Origin of the sequence: Ulvibacter antarcticus (genome assembly GCF_003688405.1) — a bacterium.
GTDB classification, from domain to species: domain Bacteria; phylum Bacteroidota; class Bacteroidia; order Flavobacteriales; family Flavobacteriaceae; genus Ulvibacter; species Ulvibacter antarcticus.
Map to the genome: position 1 here is coordinate 545,385 of NZ_REFC01000011.1, position 16,367 is coordinate 561,751.

At 38.2% G+C, this 16,367-nt stretch carries 20 protein-coding genes; 10 read left to right on the top strand and 10 right to left on the bottom strand.

The window, feature by feature from the left end; translation table 11 throughout:
- Window positions 1-34 precede the first annotated feature (34 nt).
- From BXY75_RS02660 to BXY75_RS02675, 4 genes are read left to right on the top strand one after another with little or no spacing between them, the layout of a single operon-like run.
- On the top strand, window positions 35-1,069 hold the full coding sequence (locus tag BXY75_RS02660; protein ID WP_121906147.1) for a VWA domain-containing protein: 1,035 nt from the start codon (window positions 35-37) through the stop codon (window positions 1,067-1,069).
- A 10-nt stretch (window positions 1,070-1,079) separates the two neighbouring features.
- Window positions 1,080-1,931 (top strand): tetratricopeptide repeat protein, encoded by an 852-nt coding sequence (locus tag BXY75_RS02665; RefSeq protein WP_245962907.1) that lies wholly within the window; start codon window positions 1,080-1,082, stop codon window positions 1,929-1,931.
- Window positions 1,932-1,935: 4 nt separating this feature from the next.
- A complete protein-coding gene (locus tag BXY75_RS02670; RefSeq protein ID WP_121906149.1) occupies window positions 1,936-3,711 on the top strand; it encodes a BatD family protein in 1,776 nt (591 codons plus the stop codon).
- 14 nt (window positions 3,712-3,725) lie between these two features.
- On the top strand, window positions 3,726-4,475 hold the full coding sequence (locus BXY75_RS02675) for a tetratricopeptide repeat protein (protein WP_121906150.1): 750 nt from the start codon (window positions 3,726-3,728) through the stop codon (window positions 4,473-4,475).
- A 17-nt stretch (window positions 4,476-4,492) separates the two neighbouring features.
- On the opposite strand, the gene BXY75_RS02680 is transcribed toward BXY75_RS02675, so the two are convergent.
- Window positions 4,493-5,062 (bottom strand): CvpA family protein, encoded by a 570-nt coding sequence (locus BXY75_RS02680; protein ID WP_121906151.1) that lies wholly within the window; start codon window positions 5,060-5,062, stop codon window positions 4,493-4,495.
- Between the two features lie 272 nt (window positions 5,063-5,334).
- Here BXY75_RS02680 and BXY75_RS02685 point away from each other — a divergent pair, with 272 nt between their 5' ends.
- The 3 genes from BXY75_RS02685 to BXY75_RS02695 are packed head-to-tail and all read left to right on the top strand — an operon-like array spanning window position 5,335 to window position 7,171.
- Entirely contained in the window at window positions 5,335-5,691 is a 357-nt protein-coding gene (locus tag BXY75_RS02685; protein WP_121906152.1) for a hypothetical protein, read from the top strand.
- Window positions 5,692-5,730: 39 nt separating this feature from the next.
- The gene (gene pheS, locus BXY75_RS02690) at window positions 5,731-6,750 is read left to right on the top strand and encodes a phenylalanine--tRNA ligase subunit alpha (protein ID WP_121906153.1); all 1,020 of its coding nucleotides are present in this window, start codon (window positions 5,731-5,733) and stop codon (window positions 6,748-6,750) included.
- 25 nt (window positions 6,751-6,775) lie between these two features.
- Entirely contained in the window at window positions 6,776-7,171 is a 396-nt protein-coding gene (locus BXY75_RS02695; protein WP_121906154.1) for a hypothetical protein, read from the top strand.
- Here the strand turns inward: BXY75_RS02695 and BXY75_RS02700 are convergent, their stop codons facing one another.
- Window positions 7,172-8,176, bottom strand: coding sequence for an NAD(P)H-dependent glycerol-3-phosphate dehydrogenase (locus tag BXY75_RS02700; protein WP_121906155.1), 1,005 nt, complete (start codon window positions 8,174-8,176; stop codon window positions 7,172-7,174).
- Window positions 8,177-8,414: 238 nt separating this feature from the next.
- Between BXY75_RS02700 and BXY75_RS02705 the strand changes: the two genes are divergently transcribed.
- The gene (locus BXY75_RS02705; RefSeq protein WP_121906156.1) at window positions 8,415-9,329 is read left to right on the top strand and encodes a nicotinic acid mononucleotide adenyltransferase; all 915 of its coding nucleotides are present in this window, start codon (window positions 8,415-8,417) and stop codon (window positions 9,327-9,329) included.
- Window positions 9,330-9,547: 218 nt separating this feature from the next.
- Here BXY75_RS02705 and nadD read toward each other — a convergent pair whose 3' ends face one another.
- The 4 genes from nadD to BXY75_RS02725 all read right to left on the bottom strand — a co-directional run bounded on the left by nadD (window position 9,548) and on the right by BXY75_RS02725 (window position 12,716).
- Complete coding sequence (gene nadD / locus BXY75_RS02710) at window positions 9,548-10,138, bottom strand: nicotinate (nicotinamide) nucleotide adenylyltransferase (RefSeq protein ID WP_121906157.1); 591 nt, start codon at window positions 10,136-10,138, stop codon at window positions 9,548-9,550.
- Window positions 10,139-10,182: 44 nt separating this feature from the next.
- Complete coding sequence (gene gmk, locus BXY75_RS02715; RefSeq protein WP_121906158.1) at window positions 10,183-10,776, bottom strand: guanylate kinase; 594 nt, start codon at window positions 10,774-10,776, stop codon at window positions 10,183-10,185.
- Entirely contained in the window at window positions 10,776-11,633 is an 858-nt protein-coding gene (locus BXY75_RS02720; RefSeq protein WP_121906159.1) for a YicC/YloC family endoribonuclease, read from the bottom strand. The genes gmk and BXY75_RS02720 overlap by 1 nt, the downstream gene beginning before the upstream one ends.
- Window positions 11,634-11,762: 129 nt before the next feature.
- Window positions 11,763-12,716: a YheT family hydrolase gene (locus BXY75_RS02725; RefSeq protein WP_121906160.1), complete on the bottom strand. Its 954-nt coding sequence runs from the start codon at window positions 12,714-12,716 to the stop codon at window positions 11,763-11,765.
- 87 nt (window positions 12,717-12,803) lie between these two features.
- Here BXY75_RS02725 and BXY75_RS02730 point away from each other — a divergent pair, with 87 nt between their 5' ends.
- Complete coding sequence (locus BXY75_RS02730) at window positions 12,804-13,286, top strand: acyl-CoA thioesterase (RefSeq protein ID WP_121906161.1); 483 nt, start codon at window positions 12,804-12,806, stop codon at window positions 13,284-13,286.
- Window positions 13,287-13,355: 69 nt separating this feature from the next.
- Here BXY75_RS02730 and BXY75_RS02735 read toward each other — a convergent pair whose 3' ends face one another.
- From BXY75_RS02735 to BXY75_RS02745, 3 genes are all read right to left on the bottom strand, one after another.
- Window positions 13,356-13,715, bottom strand: a complete 360-nt coding sequence (locus BXY75_RS02735; RefSeq protein ID WP_121906162.1) for a nuclear transport factor 2 family protein — start codon at window positions 13,713-13,715, stop codon at window positions 13,356-13,358.
- 95 nt (window positions 13,716-13,810) lie between these two features.
- Window positions 13,811-14,713, bottom strand: a complete 903-nt coding sequence (locus BXY75_RS02740) for a DMT family transporter (protein WP_121906163.1) — start codon at window positions 14,711-14,713, stop codon at window positions 13,811-13,813.
- Window positions 14,714-14,716: 3 nt separating this feature from the next.
- A complete protein-coding gene (locus BXY75_RS02745) occupies window positions 14,717-15,070 on the bottom strand; it encodes an arsenate reductase family protein (RefSeq protein WP_121906164.1) in 354 nt (117 codons plus the stop codon).
- Between the two features lie 83 nt (window positions 15,071-15,153).
- Between BXY75_RS02745 and BXY75_RS02750 the strand changes: the two genes are divergently transcribed.
- Window positions 15,154-15,609 (top strand): DinB family protein, encoded by a 456-nt coding sequence (locus BXY75_RS02750; RefSeq protein WP_121906165.1) that lies wholly within the window; start codon window positions 15,154-15,156, stop codon window positions 15,607-15,609.
- On the opposite strand, the gene BXY75_RS02755 is transcribed toward BXY75_RS02750, so the two are convergent.
- Window positions 15,606-16,361, bottom strand: a complete 756-nt coding sequence (locus BXY75_RS02755; protein WP_121906166.1) for a DUF3298 and DUF4163 domain-containing protein — start codon at window positions 16,359-16,361, stop codon at window positions 15,606-15,608. The genes BXY75_RS02750 and BXY75_RS02755 overlap by 4 nt on opposite strands.
- Between the last annotated feature and the right edge of the window lie 6 nt (window positions 16,362-16,367).

Genomic DNA, 16,367 nt, shown 5'->3' on the forward strand with positions numbered 1-16,367 from the left:
GAATAAATATTAGTTAATTAAAAAATATTAGAAAGTGTACCAATTAGAACAACCCATATATTTTTATGTTTTAATCGCCATTCCGGTGGTGGTGGTACTATTTCTATTGGTGGTTGTTTGGAAAAATCGCACTCAGACAAAGTTTGCGGACTATACCCTACTTAAGAAATTAAGTCCGAATCGATCGGTGTTTAAATCTGTTTTAAAAGTCTTGGTAGTTTGTCTCGCAATTGCGTGTATGAGTTTTGCACTGGTGAATCCGAAGATCGGGACCAAATTGGAAACGGTAAAAAGAGAGGGTGTGGATGTGGTATTTGCAATCGACGTTTCTAAAAGTATGCTAGCCGAGGACATTGCTCCAAACCGTATCGAAAAATCTAAACAGTTGGTTTCTCAGATTATCAATAGTCTTGCGGGAGATCGTATAGGGATTATTGGGTATGCAGGTAGTGCGTTTCCACAAGTACCAATTACCACCGATTTCTCTTCTGCTAAGCTATTTCTCTCTGGAATGAATACGGATATGGTATCTTCACAGGGAACCGCGATCAATGAGGCAATACGCATGGCTCAGACCTATTATAATGATGAAGAACAAACCAATAGAGTATTGTTTCTTGTTTCCGATGGGGAAGATCATGAAGGAAATGTGGCTGCAATAGCTTCCGAAGCAAATAAGATGGGAATCCGCATTTTTACTATTGGTGTAGGTACTTTGCAGGGCGCGCCGATTCCTTTAAAGAGAAATGGCGTTTTACAATCTTATAAGAGAGACCAAAATAATGAGCAGGTGATTACTCGATTAGGTGAAGAAACCTTAAAAGAGATTGCCAATGCTGCCGATGGCGAATATATTAATGGGACGAATACCAAAGAAGTGGTTGATAAGGTGCGTGATATTTTAAATGGCATGGATAAAAAAGAGTTTGATTCCAAGCAGTTTACCGATTTTAAAGATCAATTTCAGTGGTTTTTAGGTGGGGCATTGTTTTTGCTGATAATTGATCTCTTGTTGCTGGAAAGAAAAACAGCATGGTTAAAAAAATTGAATTTATTTAATGAACGCTAAGTCGAAAAATATGGAGAAGCTTATGATGCTGAAGACGGCTGTTTTGTTTTTTGTCTTCGGAATTATTTCTGTTGGCATCAATGCTCAGGACGCCGATGAGAAACGTAGTGAAGCTCGTCAAGCTCAGGAATTGCTGAGTGATGCGAGTCTTGCACTTCAGAAGGATAAGTTTGCTACGGCTGAAGCAGATTATCGTAGAGCTATTTCGCTGCATCCTTCAGAAGAAACCGGAAAGTACAATTTAGGAACAGCCTATTATGGAAAAAGTAAGAACGAAGAAGCTATGTCCCGCTTTAAGCAGGCTGCTTCCGTAGCTACAGAAAAAAAAGTTAAACATAAGGCATTTCATAATTTGGGGAATACCTATATGAACGAAAAAAAATACACCGAAGCGGTTGAAGCCTATAAAAATGCGCTTCGAAACAACCCTACAGACGACGAAACGCGCTATAATCTTGCGTTGGCAAAGGAGCTGTTAGAAAAGAATCCGCCTAAGGATGATAAGGGCGACGATCAGAATAAAGACCAAAACAAGGAAGATAATAAAGATCAGCAGGATAAGAAGGACCAAGGCGACAATAAGGAAGGGGATGACGGTGATCAAAAAGAAGATAAAGATAAGGGAGACCAAAAAGACGATAAGAAAGAAGGAGATGATGAAAAAGACAAAGGAAAACCTGAAGAACCCAAAGAAGGTGAAGGCGATAAACCCCAGCAACAACAGCAACAACCTGGAAAATTGTCTCCACAACAAGTGAAAAGTTTATTGGAAGCAATGAACAATGAAGAGGAAAAAGTACAGGATAAGATAAATGCTCAGAAACAAAAAGGAGCAAAGGTAAATCCGAATAAAGACTGGTAATATCATGAAGCTGAAAAATCTCATATACATCTTACTTTTTATGTTTGGCTGTGGCTTTGCACAGGCACAGGTAAACTTTGATGCCAAGGTGAGCAAAAAACGCTTGGGAATTAACGAACGTCTTCGAATCGATTTCGAAATGAATCAGGATGGCGATAATTTTAATCCGCCCGATTTTGATGGATTTCGCGTTGTTGGAGGCCCCAATCAGTCGGTGAGTAATTCCTGGATTAATGGGAAAAGAAGTTACTCTAAGACTTATTCTTATTTTTTATCGCCTCAGAAAAGAGGAAAACTTCGTATAGCACAGGCGACGATCGAAATTGAGGGTCAAACCTATAAAACTTTGCCAATGGACGTAGAAGTGACTGCCGCGGTTGAGGTGCCAAAAGATGGTAACAATGCCGAATATGTGGCTAGTGAGAATGTGCATTTGGTGGCGGAAGTTTCGAACGCAAATCCTTATTTGAACGAAGCGATTACTGTGGTGTATAAAATGTATGTTTCACATGATGTGAGTATTACTAGTAATTGGCGGGAAATTGACACTCCAAAATACTCCGATTTTTGGAGTCAGAATATCGATAATCAAGGAAGTTTTAAGATATATGAAGGCAAATACGATGGTCAGGATTACCGCTATGTAATTTTAAGAACTACGGTTTTGTATCCTCAGAAAACTGGGAAATTGGACATTGAACCTCTTACATTAGATGTGCCAATCGATGTTCCCGGAAACCGACGTGATCTTTTTGGACGTCGTTTAACCACCCGAGTAAACAAAACGATTTCTGCGGGTAATCGCACGATTAATGTAAAACCACTTCCTGTCGATGGTAAACCTGTAGATTTTGCTGGAGCGGTGGGTAGTTTTCAATTTAAGGTAGGAACTAATAAAACGGTTTTGGATGCCAATGAAGCATTAGAATTGACAACCACGGTATCGGGTACAGGAAACTTAAAATTATTTGAACTTCCTACTGCCAAACTTGCAAGTTCTTTGGAGGTATATGATCCTGAGCGTAACGAAAATGTGAGAACTAATCGTACCGGAATGACGGGTTCTGTGACCGAAACCTATACGGTGGTTCCGCAATACAAAGGGAATTACCCAATTCGACCGATTACTTTTTCGTATTTCGATCCTAAGACTGAAACTTATAGAACGCTGGCTTCGGATGAGATTGTGATCAATGTAGAAAATGGTCCGGTGACGGCCCAGAAGCAAAATGAAAGCCAGGATCCAACTATCAAACAAGAGATAGCGCTTTCGAAAGAGAATTTTAAATTTATAAAACTGAAGGCAAATCTTGAATCCATGGATAAGACTGTTTTCTTTGGATCGACCTTGTTCTGGTCCTTATTAGGAGGCCCTATTTTGTTGATTCCCTTGTTTATTATCGGCGGAAAGAAACGGAAAGAAAGGTTTGATGATGTGGAAGGAAATAAACTTCGGAAGGCAAACAAACTTGCTAAAAAATATCTTTCCGAAGCAAAGAAAAATACTGGAAATCAGATGGCGTTTTACAATGCGCTTGAAAGAGCATTACACAATTATCTGAAAGCGAAGTTAAACATAGAAACTTCCGAGTTTTCGAAGGAAGGGATTTCAAAATTACTCGCGGAAAGAAGTGTGGCTCCAGAAAAAGTGAACGAATTTATAGGCTTGCTTAAAAGTTGTGAGTTTGCTCGATATACGCCAACTTCAGACGTGACCATACAATCGGATTACAACAAGGCAGTTGAAGTTATTTCAGCCATAGACAAACAAATACAGTAAGCATTCCGAAGAAAATGAAAAAAATACTGTACATCTCAATCCTCTTATTTTCGGTCTTCTGCTTTGGGCAGAATAACCCTCTATTTGAGCAAGGAAAAGAACGTTATAAAGAAGGAAAATTTCAGGATGCCATCGAAAATTGGATGAAAATTCTAAAAGATGGGGAACATTCTTCTAATTTGTACTTTAACCTTGGGAATGCGCATTATAAATTGAATCAAATTGGACCGAGTATCTATTATTATGAAAAGGCTCTGCAACTAGATCCACTGGATTCTGACATAAAGACCAATCTTGCCTTTGCAGAAAACACTCGCATAGACGCCATAGAACCACTTCCGAAGACGATATTCGCAAAATGGCATAAAACACTGGCCGGAATTCTCGATTTTGATGGCTGGGCCATAGTATCGGTAGTTTGTTCCATGTTGTTCGTACTATTGTTTTTACTGTATTATTTCTCGGCATCTGAAAAAAGGAAGCGATTATTATTCGCAGGATCTTTGCTTTCCGTGCTTTTATTGTGCCTATCGCTAGCGATGGCATTTCAGGTGCAATCGGAGGTAAAGAACGATAAGCCTGCTATTATTTTTGCTGAAAGTGTAGAGGTAAAAAGCGAACCAAATTTAGGAAGCGCGGTTGCATTTAGACTGCATGAAGGCACCAAGGTTCAGGTATTGGCAGAAGACAACGACTGGGTGCGTATTCAGCTTGTAAATGGAAAAGACGGATGGATGCCAGTCAACGACTTAAAGAAGCTTTAGACAATAGGAGGCTGCTATTAATTAATTGAATCTTTTATAGCTGTTGCTTCGGAAGGGGTAGCGTCTTGATCTTCTTCAGGTTCTATGTTTCTTAGCTTATCCACTTCGGAAAGAAGATTCGGTAAAAAGATAGGTGCGATTGAAGCCACCGGTTCATAAAGAACAGAATCTGCTTTTTTATCTTCGGAAATAATCATACCACTAATATCGGTCGATGCATTTATAAACATAAATATCACACTGATAATAAATGCAAATTTAAGTACGTTGAAAACACCACCTAATATTTTATTGATAAACCCGAGAGCTGCGAAATCGGCAATTTTTGTTAGGAGCTTACCCGCTAATGATACTACGAAAATGATGATTAAAAAAGTAACTGCAAATGCAGCTAGATTCAAGGTTTGCTCACTCCAATCGAAGGACTTGGCAAGATAGGCACCGGCAAAGTGCGAAAAATAAATGGCGCCATAAACTCCGGCGATCAAGCCTACGAGGGAGGCAAGAGCAACGAACAGACCTTTTTTCCAGCCGGTATAAAAAGAAAACAAAAGAATAACTCCTAAAACGATATCTACCGCACTCATAGAAAATGGATTTGTGGTAAATATAGCAATTCTTGTAAAAGAGGAAAGAGGAAAGAGCAATAGGGGAAGAAGAAAGAAGTATGAGGAAAGATTCAAGATCCGTGTTTAGGAGCTGGAAAGTTTTATACTTTTAACAATCCAACAATCCAACAATCCAACAATCCAACAATCCAACAATCCAACAATCCAACAATCCAACAATCCAACAATCTAGTAGAAGTTTGATTCATTTTTTAAAACGATAGAACTATCTTTGCAACTTAGAAAAAACTATGGCTAGAGACGAACAATTGAAGGAACGCTGGGAGGCATTGGTAAAGATGCTAAGCGATCGTTTTGCAGATGGAGATCGACTCGATCTGGATGCGATAATTTATTTGGTGGGAGTTCAGGAATTGGGGCAATTGCATAGAAAGTTTAAGAAAGATGAGAAGATCAATCTAATGCATATCGCGATTTGTCGTTTGCTAGAACCTTTCGGATATTACGAGTTTGAGTATTTCGACGAAGCAGGTTGGCCACATTATAAAATGCTGGAGCAATTACCACCTTTAAAAGCAGGGGAACAATCCGTATTAATGAAAGATGCCATTGTGCAGTACTTTGTAGAAAAGGAAGTTATTGAATAATAAATAAAAGCGTAATTTTGCCTGCTGAAGAATAGTACCATGCTGGAAAAAATAAAACAACATATTGCCGAAGTAGAAGCGTTTACAGCCAATACAAAAGAGGATGTAGAGAATTTCCGTATTAAATACCTCGGAAAAAAAGGCTTGCTCAATGATTTCTTTGCGGAGTTTAAGAACGTCTCTAATGAGCAGAAAAAGGAATTCGGTCAGGTGGTAAATAAACTGAAGAATACTGCCGAAGAAAAGGTAGAGCTTTTAAAAGATGCGCTCGAGAACAAAGAGGAAGCAAAAGGCGTTTATGGCGATCTTTCCCGCCCAGGTGAGCCTATTGAAATTGGTTCCCGACACCCTATTTCCATTGTGAAGAATAAGATTATTGATATTTTCTCTCGCATTGGGTTCAATGTTTCTGAAGGTCCCGAAATCGAAGATGATTGGCATAATTTTACAGCCTTAAATCTTCCTGAATATCATCCGGCACGAGACATGCAGGACACCTTCTTTATTCAGACAAATCCCGATGTTTTATTACGTACCCATACCTCTTCGGTGCAGGTGCGATATATGGAGAATAATAAACCGCCAATAAGAACAATATCACCCGGACGTGTTTATCGTAATGAAGCAATTTCTGCGAGATCTCATTGCTTTTTCCATCAAGTTGAAGGTTTGTATGTGGACAAAGGTGTGAGCTTTGCAGATTTAAAGCAGACGTTACAGTATTTCACTACTGAAATGTTCGGTAAGTCGAAAATTAGACTACGACCTTCTTATTTTCCATTTACTGAGCCAAGCGCTGAGGTTGATGTGTATTGGGGACTGGAAACTGAAACCGACTATAAAATGACCAAGGGAACCGGATGGCTTGAAATAATGGGATGTGGGATGGTAGATCCAAATGTTTTGGAAAACTGCGGAATAGACTCTGAGGAATATTCGGGTTTTGCCTTCGGAATGGGAATCGATCGTATTGCGTTGTTACTACATCAGATTCCAGATATCCGAATGTTTAGTGAAAATGATATTCGCTTTCTTGAACAATTTAAAAGCTCACTTTAATCTCCAATTTTTTTAGAGAATAGTTATGAGAAAGGATATTGAAATTCCTGAGGTAAAAGACATCTATGTAGCTGCGGTTCTCGATTATAATGAGGATTTCGAAACCCACGATTGGAATGCTTATATCATTAACGATGGTGATGAAGCAATTGAAACAGTCCTGATTGTAGCACAAGGTTACGACGATAAGGATATGACCGCACCCATGCGACATTCCATTAAAATAGTGCCCGCAAAAGGATTCGCCAGAATAGAATTCCTTGAAGAGAGTGTACTTCGGCTTAATAACTTCTTTACAGTCACTTATTTTCAAGGCGACAAGATGTTTGATAAGCGATTCGAACTACCTGCCAACTCAGTAATGAGTGATAATGCTGTGACACTTCCCGTCATGGATAAAGAAGGGATACTAGCTCGCTAATTAATTCAACTTTTCTGTTAGTTTACTAAATACCTGTTTTGGGTCATTACCGTCATAAAGTATGTCGTAAACGGCATTGATAATGGGCGTTTTTGCTTTTTTCTTCCCCTTTTGTTGATTGAGGTTGTAGGCACTTTTTGTTGCGTAATAGCCTTCCGCAATCATACTCATTTCCATTTGAGCACTTTTAACGGTATACCCTTTTCCAATCATATTTCCGAACATTCTATTCCGACTAAAAACCGAGTATCCGGTAACCAATAGATCACCCAAATAGGCAGAATCGTTGATGTCACGCTTCATTTTATGTACCTTTTTCACATAGCGCTTCATCTCCCTTATTGCATTACTCATCAAAACCGCCTGAAAATTGTCTCCGTAACCAAGGCCGTGTGCAATTCCGGCAGCAATCGCATAAATGTTTTTTAACATGGCAGCGTATTCTGTGCCTTTCACATCATCGCTAATATTGCATTTTATATAATCGTTACTGAGGTTTTTAGATATTATTTTGGCCTTTTTTTCATCCGCGCAGGCAATAGTGAGGTAAGAAAGTTTCTCGAGAGCAACTTCTTCGGCGTGACAAGGGCCGGTGATTACGGCTATATCTTTAAAGGGAATTTTATAGTTCGTATAAAAATGATCCCCAACGATGAGACTTGTCTCGGGAACGATACCTTTTATGGCGGTGACAATCACCTTGCCTTTTAAAGAAACAGTAAGTTTTTGTAATTCTGAATCTATAAATGCCGAGGGGATTACAAACACCAAATAATCGGCATAAGTCACCATCTCATTGATGTCGTTACTCAGCCGAAGCTTTGACGTATCGAATTCAACCGAGCTCAAATAATTTGGATTGTGCGATCTTTTCTGAATGTGCTCCAAGGCAGTTTGAGACCGCATATACCAGCCTACTTCATCCAGATTGGAAGTCAGCATTTTCACAATAGCCGTCGCCCAACTTCCTCCTCCAAAAACTGCAAATTTAGGTTTCCCTGCCATAGTCGTGAGATTTAATTCAAAAATAAGGAAATAAGGGTCGAAATCTTTGAATTTTTATAGATAGGCACATAAAAATTAACATCCAAAATTACGGTTAATCAGATCCTCCCCTTTTTTTAAGGGGAGGTGCCAAAGGCGGAGGGGTCTTTTTTGGATGTTAAAAACCTACAAACAAGCAACTTACAATTATGGCACGTCTTTTGGAATTATCTAAACAGAAATAATAAAGAATCTCATTATGAAAACACTTAAATTAATTTTCAGCTTCGCAGTATTGGCAACGCTCTTTACATCCTGTTATCAGGAAGTAATAGTAGAAGAGCAACATTCAGATCCCGTACCGGTGATTACTTTGGAAGAAGTGCTTTCAAATTATGAGTTATGGTATGTGGATATTGAGCAGACAACGGGTAATGGGTCTATTCCTTTTATGCAGATTGCTTTTACGATGTCGTTTAGAAACGGAAACGTCTTCGCCAACAATAATTTGGTTGGAATCGGGGAGCAGGGAAATGGCTTCGGAATAAGAACCGGATACTATGACACTTATGGCTTCGATTTGGACATATCTGATGATATTGATGGCTTCTACAGTTTTGAAGTTACACGATTAAGCAATAACGAAATTGAACTCTATAACCGTTCAACGAATGTGTCTTATTTGTTAGTAGGTTATCAACGTGCTACCTTCGATTATGACAAGGTATTTTACGATAATATACATTATTTCCTACAAGAGTACAGCGCATGGGAAAAGACATTTACCAGCGAGTATGGTGCCATCAATGAATTCGACAATGAGAACTTCGTTCAGTTCTTGCCTGGAGGTGGTGATGGGAATTTCCAGAGCTCGCAGGATAACATTGGAACCAATATAAATAACCTGTATTGGGACTATAGTGGCATCTATAATGTGGACGATGTTCCGGGAAATTCTTACATGAAATATTTAACACTAGATTATGACTTCATGGGCAATGAATATTTCGATCTCAGCGTTATTAATGATAGAAAGATTGAATTGCTGCATCCGGCCTCAGGAACGGTTTATCAGTTCACCGGACGAGGATATATTCAGTATAAAAATAAAAGAAAGCTACGTGAATCAAAAGCTGCAATCGCTAAGCAAATGGTGAAGATTAGCAACTTTTAGATAACAATTTTTTGGTTGGTTAGTTAGTTGAAACCGCTCGCAAGTGTCATAACTTGAAGGGCGGTTTTTCTTTTAAATTTTATACTGTAAACAAATTGTCGAGTAAGTTTTAGTTTTGCTTCGAGCTTCCAGCCTCTTCTCGATACTATTTTATAATTCCTTGTAGTCATTCTAAAATCAAGCGAAGTGAGAAAGTAATCTTATTTTACTACTTACATCTACCTATAAAAATTCATCTCATCCAGATACTTCCAAACCGAATGTGGCAACATAGGACGAATATTCTTCCCGGCTGCGATTCCTTTTCTAATAAACGTAGATGAAAGCTCCATAATAGGAGCATCGACCTTGGTTATTTTTGAGTGATCCTTAAATTGAGTTTCTATTTTTCCTTCCGAAACTCTTGGATAAACGTAGATAGCATAGCGCTCTAAAATCACTTCGAAATTCTTCCATTTATGAAAGCTCTTTAAGTTGTCTTCTCCCATGATAAGGCAAAAATCGGCATCAGGATGTTGTTCTTCGAGATGTACTAATGTATTTACGGTGTAATTAGGTTGTTCGAGGTCAAATTCAACATTGCTAGCCTTTAGTTTGGGATAATCCTCCAGCGCGATTCGCACCATTGTCAGTCGATGGTTGTCGGCTAAAAGCGTGCTTTTTTTCTTATGTGGATTATGAGGTGTAACCACCATCCAAACCTCATCCAGATCACTAAACTCCACCATATAATTGGCAATGGTTAAGTGTCCTACATGAATGGGATTAAAGGTCCCGAAGTATAATCCTATTTTTTTCTGAAGACTCATTTGTTAGCTTTCATACTAATTGTCTGATGAAGAATTTCAATTTTCTATTCCTCTTCGGAATTCGGTTTTTTTGCTATAAATTCTGAAACCAAGGTTTTTGCCTCTTCCAATGCCGTTTCCAGGTCGTTATTCTCGATAATATAGTCAAATTGTGGAGCGGTCGCCAATTCGATTGAAGCTTTTGCGATGCGCATATTTATACGTTCTTCGCTTTCTGTTTTGCGTTTCTTCAAACGTATTTTCAATTCGTCAATGCTAGGAGGTTTCACAAATACAGCCAAGGTTCTATCTGGATATTTCTTTTTTATTCTCAATCCGCCAACCACGTCAATATCGAAGATCACGTTCTTTCCCATCGCCCAAATGCGTTCTACTTCTGATTTTAAGGTTCCGTAGAAATTATCACGATACACCTCTTCCCATTCTAGGAAATCGCTGTTTTTGATGTGTTGTTTAAAATCTTTCAGACTTATAAAATAATAGTCTTTTCCATGTTTTTCGTCTCCTCTGGCGTCTCTGGAAGTTGCCGAAACCGAAAAATCTAAATTAAGTTCTTCTTGCCTCAACAAATACTGAACGATGGTCGTTTTACCACTGCCCGAAGGTGCCGAAAAAACAAATAATTTTCCTCCCTTCATTACAATACATTTAAAGCCTGTTCCTTAATTTTTTCAAGCTCGTCCTTCATCTGCACCACCAATTGTTGCATAGCCGCAAAATTCGCCTTAGAACCAATGGTATTAATCTCCCGACCTATTTCCTGAGTAATAAATCCAAGTTTTTTACCATTCGAATCCTTAGATTGAATGCTTTCATTGAAATAGTTAAGGTGATTTTTTAGACGTACTTTTTCTTCAGTGATATCGTATTTTTCAAGATAATACACCAATTCCTGTTCGAATCTATTTTCGTCAACGGTTTCTTTAAGATCACTTACCGCCTTCCGAAGTCGTTCTTTTACCCCCTCAATTCTCTGAGGATCGATCTCGATGACATCCTCGAGCAAAGCAGCAATATTTTTGGAGCGCATTATAAAGTCATTTTCCAAAACTTTTCCTTCGTCAGACCTGTAATTATTAATGTTTACAAGTGCTTCATCTATTGCAGTTAGTATAATATTAAACTCCTCTTCGTCGATCTCTTCGCGCTCTGTTTTTAATGTATCCGGCATACGCATTGCCATTTTAAGCAATTCTACCTCTTCCCCATCCACGACAGACCGAAGCTGTTTCATATACTGTTTCACCACGGTTTCGTTAAGCTGTGTAGTAGTTTCCTCGCCGGTTACTTCAACATAAAGATTAAAATCCACCTTTCCACGAGTCAGCGATTTCGCAAGTTTATCGCGCATCACCAGTTCTTTTTCGCGATAAGAAGAAGGAACACGTGTGTTAAGGTCGAGACCTTTGCTGTTTAATGATTTTATTTCTACCGTTATTTTTTTTGAAGGTAGCTGTACCAAGGCTTTACCGTAGCCGGTCATGGATTGAATCATAGTTCGAATTTAGATTCGCAAAGGTACTAATTTTAGTATTGAGAAATTAAGATTCAACAGCATTTGGAATTGGATTGCCAAATACTAAGAAATATTGGAAAGAAGTAATCGAGGACAATTTGGCACAACCTATTGTATAAATTCTAATGCGCGTTTTTCGTTGTAATACAGCTTATTGTTTAAATGGAAGCCTACGTGCCCGCCATATTTTGGCATTTCCAAAAAGATGTTTTTAGATTTTTCGGCCAGTTCTTTTGGATAGCAATCGGGTGATAGAAAGCTGTCATTTAAGGCGTTGAGGATAAGCACCGGAATTTTTATACTAGATACATACTTTATACTACTACTTTTTTCGTAATAATCGTAGGCATCCTTAAAGCCGTGAGCAGGAGCCGTGTAAAGGGTATCGAAATCTAGAAGCGAACTAATTTTTTTATATTCTGAAGCCCCCATTTTTTCAGGAAACTTAAGCATCTTTCGTTTGTACTTTTTCTTTAGATCGAAGACAAAATTTTTGTTATATAACCAGTTTTCCGGCTTTTCTAAAGAATCCAATGAACCTTTTAATTGTAGTGGTGCGGATATGGCTACCCCTTTTACTAATTTCTTCGGAAGGGTTTTCTGCTCTCCCAGATATTTTAATACCAAATTGCCACCCAAACTGAAGCCAATTAGTGAAATTTCATCGTACTGATCTTTTTTCTGAAGTATTTCCACCAAAGTTGCAAGATCATCGGTTCTTCCAGAATTGTACGAATGATACTTTAAATTATCTTCCCCACTGCATCCGCGATGATTCATAGCAATTACATCCCAGCCGTTTTCGACCATAACTTTACCCTGTCCGGTAATATAACCTCGATGTGAATTGCCTTCCAAACCATGCAGTATAACAACCACTTTATTAGATTTCTTTTTAGCGAAGGACCAGTCGATATCCAGAAAATCACCATCAGGCAACGAAATACGCTCACGTTGCTGCTCTAATTTAGGAGTAGGTCGAAGCTTAGCCGAATAGATCGTTGAAAAATGACCATTTCGAAACGGAAAGGCGGGTTGATATTTACTTTCTATAATTGGCATACAAGCACTAAAAATTTTAACAAAAATCTATGCAAATATATTATGCAAGCATAGCAAAAGTAAAGTAAATTTGCATAAAAATTGATTATGTATACGAAAGAGTTTGAAATCAGATGGAGTGATGTAGATGCCAATCGTCATCTGCGTAATAGTGCCTATATAGATTTCATGAGTCATACACGCATGAGCTTTTTTATGGATATTGGTTATGGACAAAGAGAGTTGGCTCAGCTTAACTTAGGCCCCGTGGCATTACATGAGCATATGTATTACTTTAAGGAAGTGTTCCCGGGAACTCCTGTAAAAGTTTCCTTGCAATTAAAGAGTATTTCTGAAGACGGTATGTTCTTCGAGTTTATACATAACTTTTACGATGCTAAAGGTAGAAACGTAGCTCGTTGTGAAATGATGGGCGCATGGATAGATCTAACCACCCGTAAATTAACTGGTTTGCCAAAAGAACTTTTTGGTTATTTGGAAGGTCTCGATAAAACAGATGATTTTAGAATCATGACTAAGGAAGATACCCGAAGATTCGGACAAGTTCCTAAGGATTTAGTAACTGTATAATTAATTATCAATGTCCGATTGAGCCTGCCTGTTACACAGATTCTATCGGACATTTAGTTTGTTTTATATTTACGGTTGATCGTAGAAAAACTGCTCTTTTACAATTTTCCCATCTTTTACCTGATACACACCAATTTCGGCCATTGTACTGCGATGACCACTTGGTTTATGTGTTGTGTCCATTTCATGACGTACGCTAAACCAGTTGTCGGCAACGGTAGGTGCACTAGCCTTAGTACTATGAGTTTCGAAGGTTTCTTTCCACCATTCACCTTTTTTCTTAACTTCATCCATCCCTTTAGCTATAGGGTTTTCTCCGCCAGATTCTACACTTACGATATTTGGACTATACAATTCTTGGTAGCAACGTGCTTCTTGTCCGCTATTGCACCATTCTACAAGGTTGTTTGCGATTTCTTGAGTTTTCATTCTTGAGGTTTTTATATTAGGAAACTAAAGATACGAAATTGTAAAGGCTATAGTGTTAAGAAACCTTTAAGCTCTGAAGTTTTTAATCATCTAGATTATTTGGCTGTGCGAATCAATGATTTTTTTCGCGTGGAAAGAAATACCCCTATAAATATGAGTAGTGCGGCACCCAATCTTAGAGGGCTAAGCGTATCGGCACCTGCAAGGATCGCGAAGACAGCTGCTATAAGAGGTTGTAAGTAGATAAATGCACCAATGGTCGACGGACTTAGCTGTTTTAAGGCATAAATATTAAACAGATAGGTGAGTACAGTTGTAGCAATAACAACAAATACTAATTTCCAAATAGCATCGAAAGAAAGCTGCGTCCAGGCAACATCGTTGAACTCATTTATACCAATGGGAAGATTCATGATCAGCGCAAACAGAAAAAACAGCTTCATCAAGGTAATTGCATTGTATTTGGCCACTAATGGTTTTACCATAATGAGGTACACCGAATAGGAAGCTGCATTAACTATAAATAGTAAATTCCCCAGAGGGATATTGGGAGCGTTAACCTGAGTTTTTACCCCAAACAATATGAGCACAAGTGCACCCAGTAAACCGAGTCCAATACCAATCGATTTTAACCAGGTAATCTTTTCCTTCAGAAAAATGGCGGACAATATTAGAAGCAGTACTGGCGATAAAGTAATCACCACCGAACTATTGATAGGGGTTGATAGACTTAAGCCTTTAAAAAACATAAGCATATTAAGTACCATTCCGAAGAAAGCACAGGCAATAATTCGCAGCCAATCCTTTTTATCGATCTTTTCCGAAGCATAAAAAAAACTGATAATCCAAAAAACCACTGCTGCACCCGAAACCCGCAGGAGAATGAATCCATAAGGTTGGATAACATCCGGCATTAGACCTTTCGCTATGGTATGATTAATACCATAGATCGAACTAGCAAGTGTAGCTGCAATTAAAGCAAGAATGCGTACGTTCATTGGCTAAGAATTGATCGATATTTTAGCAGCATCGACGGTTTTTTTACTGTTGCCAATAAAAATTTCACTGCCATTTACAATCACAGGTCTTTTTAGAAAAGTGTAATGTTCCAGTATCATATTTCTATAATCCCGCTCTTCCAGTTTTTCATTTTTGAGGTTACGTTCCTTGTACAATTTTGCTCGTTTACTAAACAGCGCCTCATAGCTTCCAGCCAAACTGTGTAATTTTTCTAACTGTTTCACCGTAATCTCCTCATTTTTAATCTCCTGTTTTTCGAAGGAAGTGGGAAGTCCGACCTCTTTAATAATTCGTTTACAGGTATCGCAGGTGGCTAGATAATATACTTTTTGCATGGTGAAGAATTAAATGACTAAACAACCGCAAAATAACCTCTTTTATAAGGAAAATCCCTTAATTTTATCTAAAAATAACAGCTATGGACTTTAGTTTTGATACTACATTAAAAACCCGAATTATCTTTTTACAGCAGTTGGAGACGCTGTCTTTGGAACAATTAAATGCAATTCCAACAGGTTTTAGCAATAATATTTTTTGGAACATTAAGCATGTAGTAGTTACCCAACAGTTGTTGGTTTATGGCTTATCGAATTTACCAATGCAGGTTTCAGAAACCGAAGTCAATGCTTTTCGAAAAGGAACCAAGCCAAATCAAGAAGCTACTAAAGAAGATGTTGAATTGCTAAAAAATCAGTTGCTTTCAACCTTGGAACAGACAAAAAATGACTACAAAAACGGCATATTTAAAACCTATAATGAGTACACTGTTACAACAAAGTCAACGTTAACAAGTGCTGAGGATGCCATTATTTTTAATAATTTTCATGAAGGTATACATTTGGGTTACATTCTTGCCCTCAAGCATTTGATTTAAAAATTAAGAAAAGGCTCCACATCTTTTAATGGGATCTTTAATTCAATAGGTCCGTCGGCATAGCTCGCGATATCATATTGATTGTACAGCAAAAGCAATGCACTTTTTGAAACACCTATGGATTCGGGCAGGTGAAATTGATCGTTTTCAAACGAAAACCCGTTAGAATTGATATTTTCATTCTTGGCAATTCCGAATTTCTCTCTAAATCTTTCTTCAGCAAATTGAGTGAAGCGATTAATATCCTTTATAATTTCTTCGGAAGGAATTTCTTCTCCGGTTTGAGGGTCGATATTTAAAAATGAAAGCTTTTCATACCCATGCGCCCCACCTGTATATAGATATTTTCTGAAGCTTAATGAGATTAGATCTGAGGTGTGGAACATTTCAGAAACGGTAATTTCAGCGAAATAATCGGTTGCCATATCGGGAAATTCGGCGCTGTGTAGGCGGTAAGTCTTAATAAAATCTGTGGCAGCTTCGGAAATAGTTGCGGCATGGGCAATGCTATCGTCGCCAATATTAAGCGCCTCAATGATAAATTTATTGATCTTAGCGTTTATCTTTTCAGAAACTTCTCCTTCCGAAGAAACAGACAGATAATTTATAGTAATCTCCGGACAGCCAATGGTTTTACAGCTTTCAAGAGCGTTTTCTGTAAAGTTTTCCGAAGAAAAAACGACGAACGAATTCCTTTTACAACCATGGAGGGTTATTATTAGAACAAGTAGTAGGGCAATTTTATTATTCATTCGTTA

What these genes read in the sequence shown, in the direction of transcription:
- BXY75_RS02745 (WP_121906164.1), bottom strand. Translation starts at nt 15,070, where the DNA reads ATGCAAAAAGTATATTATCTAGCCACCTGCGATACCTGTAAACGAATT.
- pheS (WP_121906153.1), top strand. Translation starts at nt 5,731, where the DNA reads ATGCTGGAAAAAATAAAACAACATATTGCCGAAGTAGAAGCGTTTACA.
- BXY75_RS02685 (WP_121906152.1), top strand. Translation starts at nt 5,335, where the DNA reads ATGGCTAGAGACGAACAATTGAAGGAACGCTGGGAGGCATTGGTAAAG.
- BXY75_RS02695 (WP_121906154.1), top strand. Translation starts at nt 6,776, where the DNA reads ATGAGAAAGGATATTGAAATTCCTGAGGTAAAAGACATCTATGTAGCT.
- BXY75_RS02680 (WP_121906151.1), bottom strand. Translation starts at nt 5,062, where the DNA reads ATGAGTGCGGTAGATATCGTTTTAGGAGTTATTCTTTTGTTTTCTTTT.
- BXY75_RS02725 (WP_121906160.1), bottom strand. Translation starts at nt 12,716, where the DNA reads ATGCCAATTATAGAAAGTAAATATCAACCCGCCTTTCCGTTTCGAAAT.
- BXY75_RS02730 (WP_121906161.1), top strand. Translation starts at nt 12,804, where the DNA reads ATGTATACGAAAGAGTTTGAAATCAGATGGAGTGATGTAGATGCCAAT.
- BXY75_RS02735 (WP_121906162.1), bottom strand. Translation starts at nt 13,715, where the DNA reads ATGAAAACTCAAGAAATCGCAAACAACCTTGTAGAATGGTGCAATAGC.
- BXY75_RS02750 (WP_121906165.1), top strand. Translation starts at nt 15,154, where the DNA reads ATGGACTTTAGTTTTGATACTACATTAAAAACCCGAATTATCTTTTTA.
- BXY75_RS02670 (WP_121906149.1), top strand. Translation starts at nt 1,936, where the DNA reads ATGAAGCTGAAAAATCTCATATACATCTTACTTTTTATGTTTGGCTGT.
- BXY75_RS02740 (WP_121906163.1), bottom strand. Translation starts at nt 14,713, where the DNA reads ATGAACGTACGCATTCTTGCTTTAATTGCAGCTACACTTGCTAGTTCG.
- BXY75_RS02700 (WP_121906155.1), bottom strand. Translation starts at nt 8,176, where the DNA reads ATGGCAGGGAAACCTAAATTTGCAGTTTTTGGAGGAGGAAGTTGGGCG.
- gmk (WP_121906158.1), bottom strand. Translation starts at nt 10,776, where the DNA reads ATGAAGGGAGGAAAATTATTTGTTTTTTCGGCACCTTCGGGCAGTGGT.
- nadD (WP_121906157.1), bottom strand. Translation starts at nt 10,138, where the DNA reads ATGAGTCTTCAGAAAAAAATAGGATTATACTTCGGGACCTTTAATCCC.
- BXY75_RS02705 (WP_121906156.1), top strand. Translation starts at nt 8,415, where the DNA reads ATGAAAACACTTAAATTAATTTTCAGCTTCGCAGTATTGGCAACGCTC.
- BXY75_RS02720 (WP_121906159.1), bottom strand. Translation starts at nt 11,633, where the DNA reads ATGATTCAATCCATGACCGGCTACGGTAAAGCCTTGGTACAGCTACCT.
- BXY75_RS02665 (WP_245962907.1), top strand. Translation starts at nt 1,080, where the DNA reads ATGGAGAAGCTTATGATGCTGAAGACGGCTGTTTTGTTTTTTGTCTTC.
- BXY75_RS02675 (WP_121906150.1), top strand. Translation starts at nt 3,726, where the DNA reads ATGAAAAAAATACTGTACATCTCAATCCTCTTATTTTCGGTCTTCTGC.
- BXY75_RS02755 (WP_121906166.1), bottom strand. Translation starts at nt 16,361, where the DNA reads ATGAATAATAAAATTGCCCTACTACTTGTTCTAATAATAACCCTCCAT.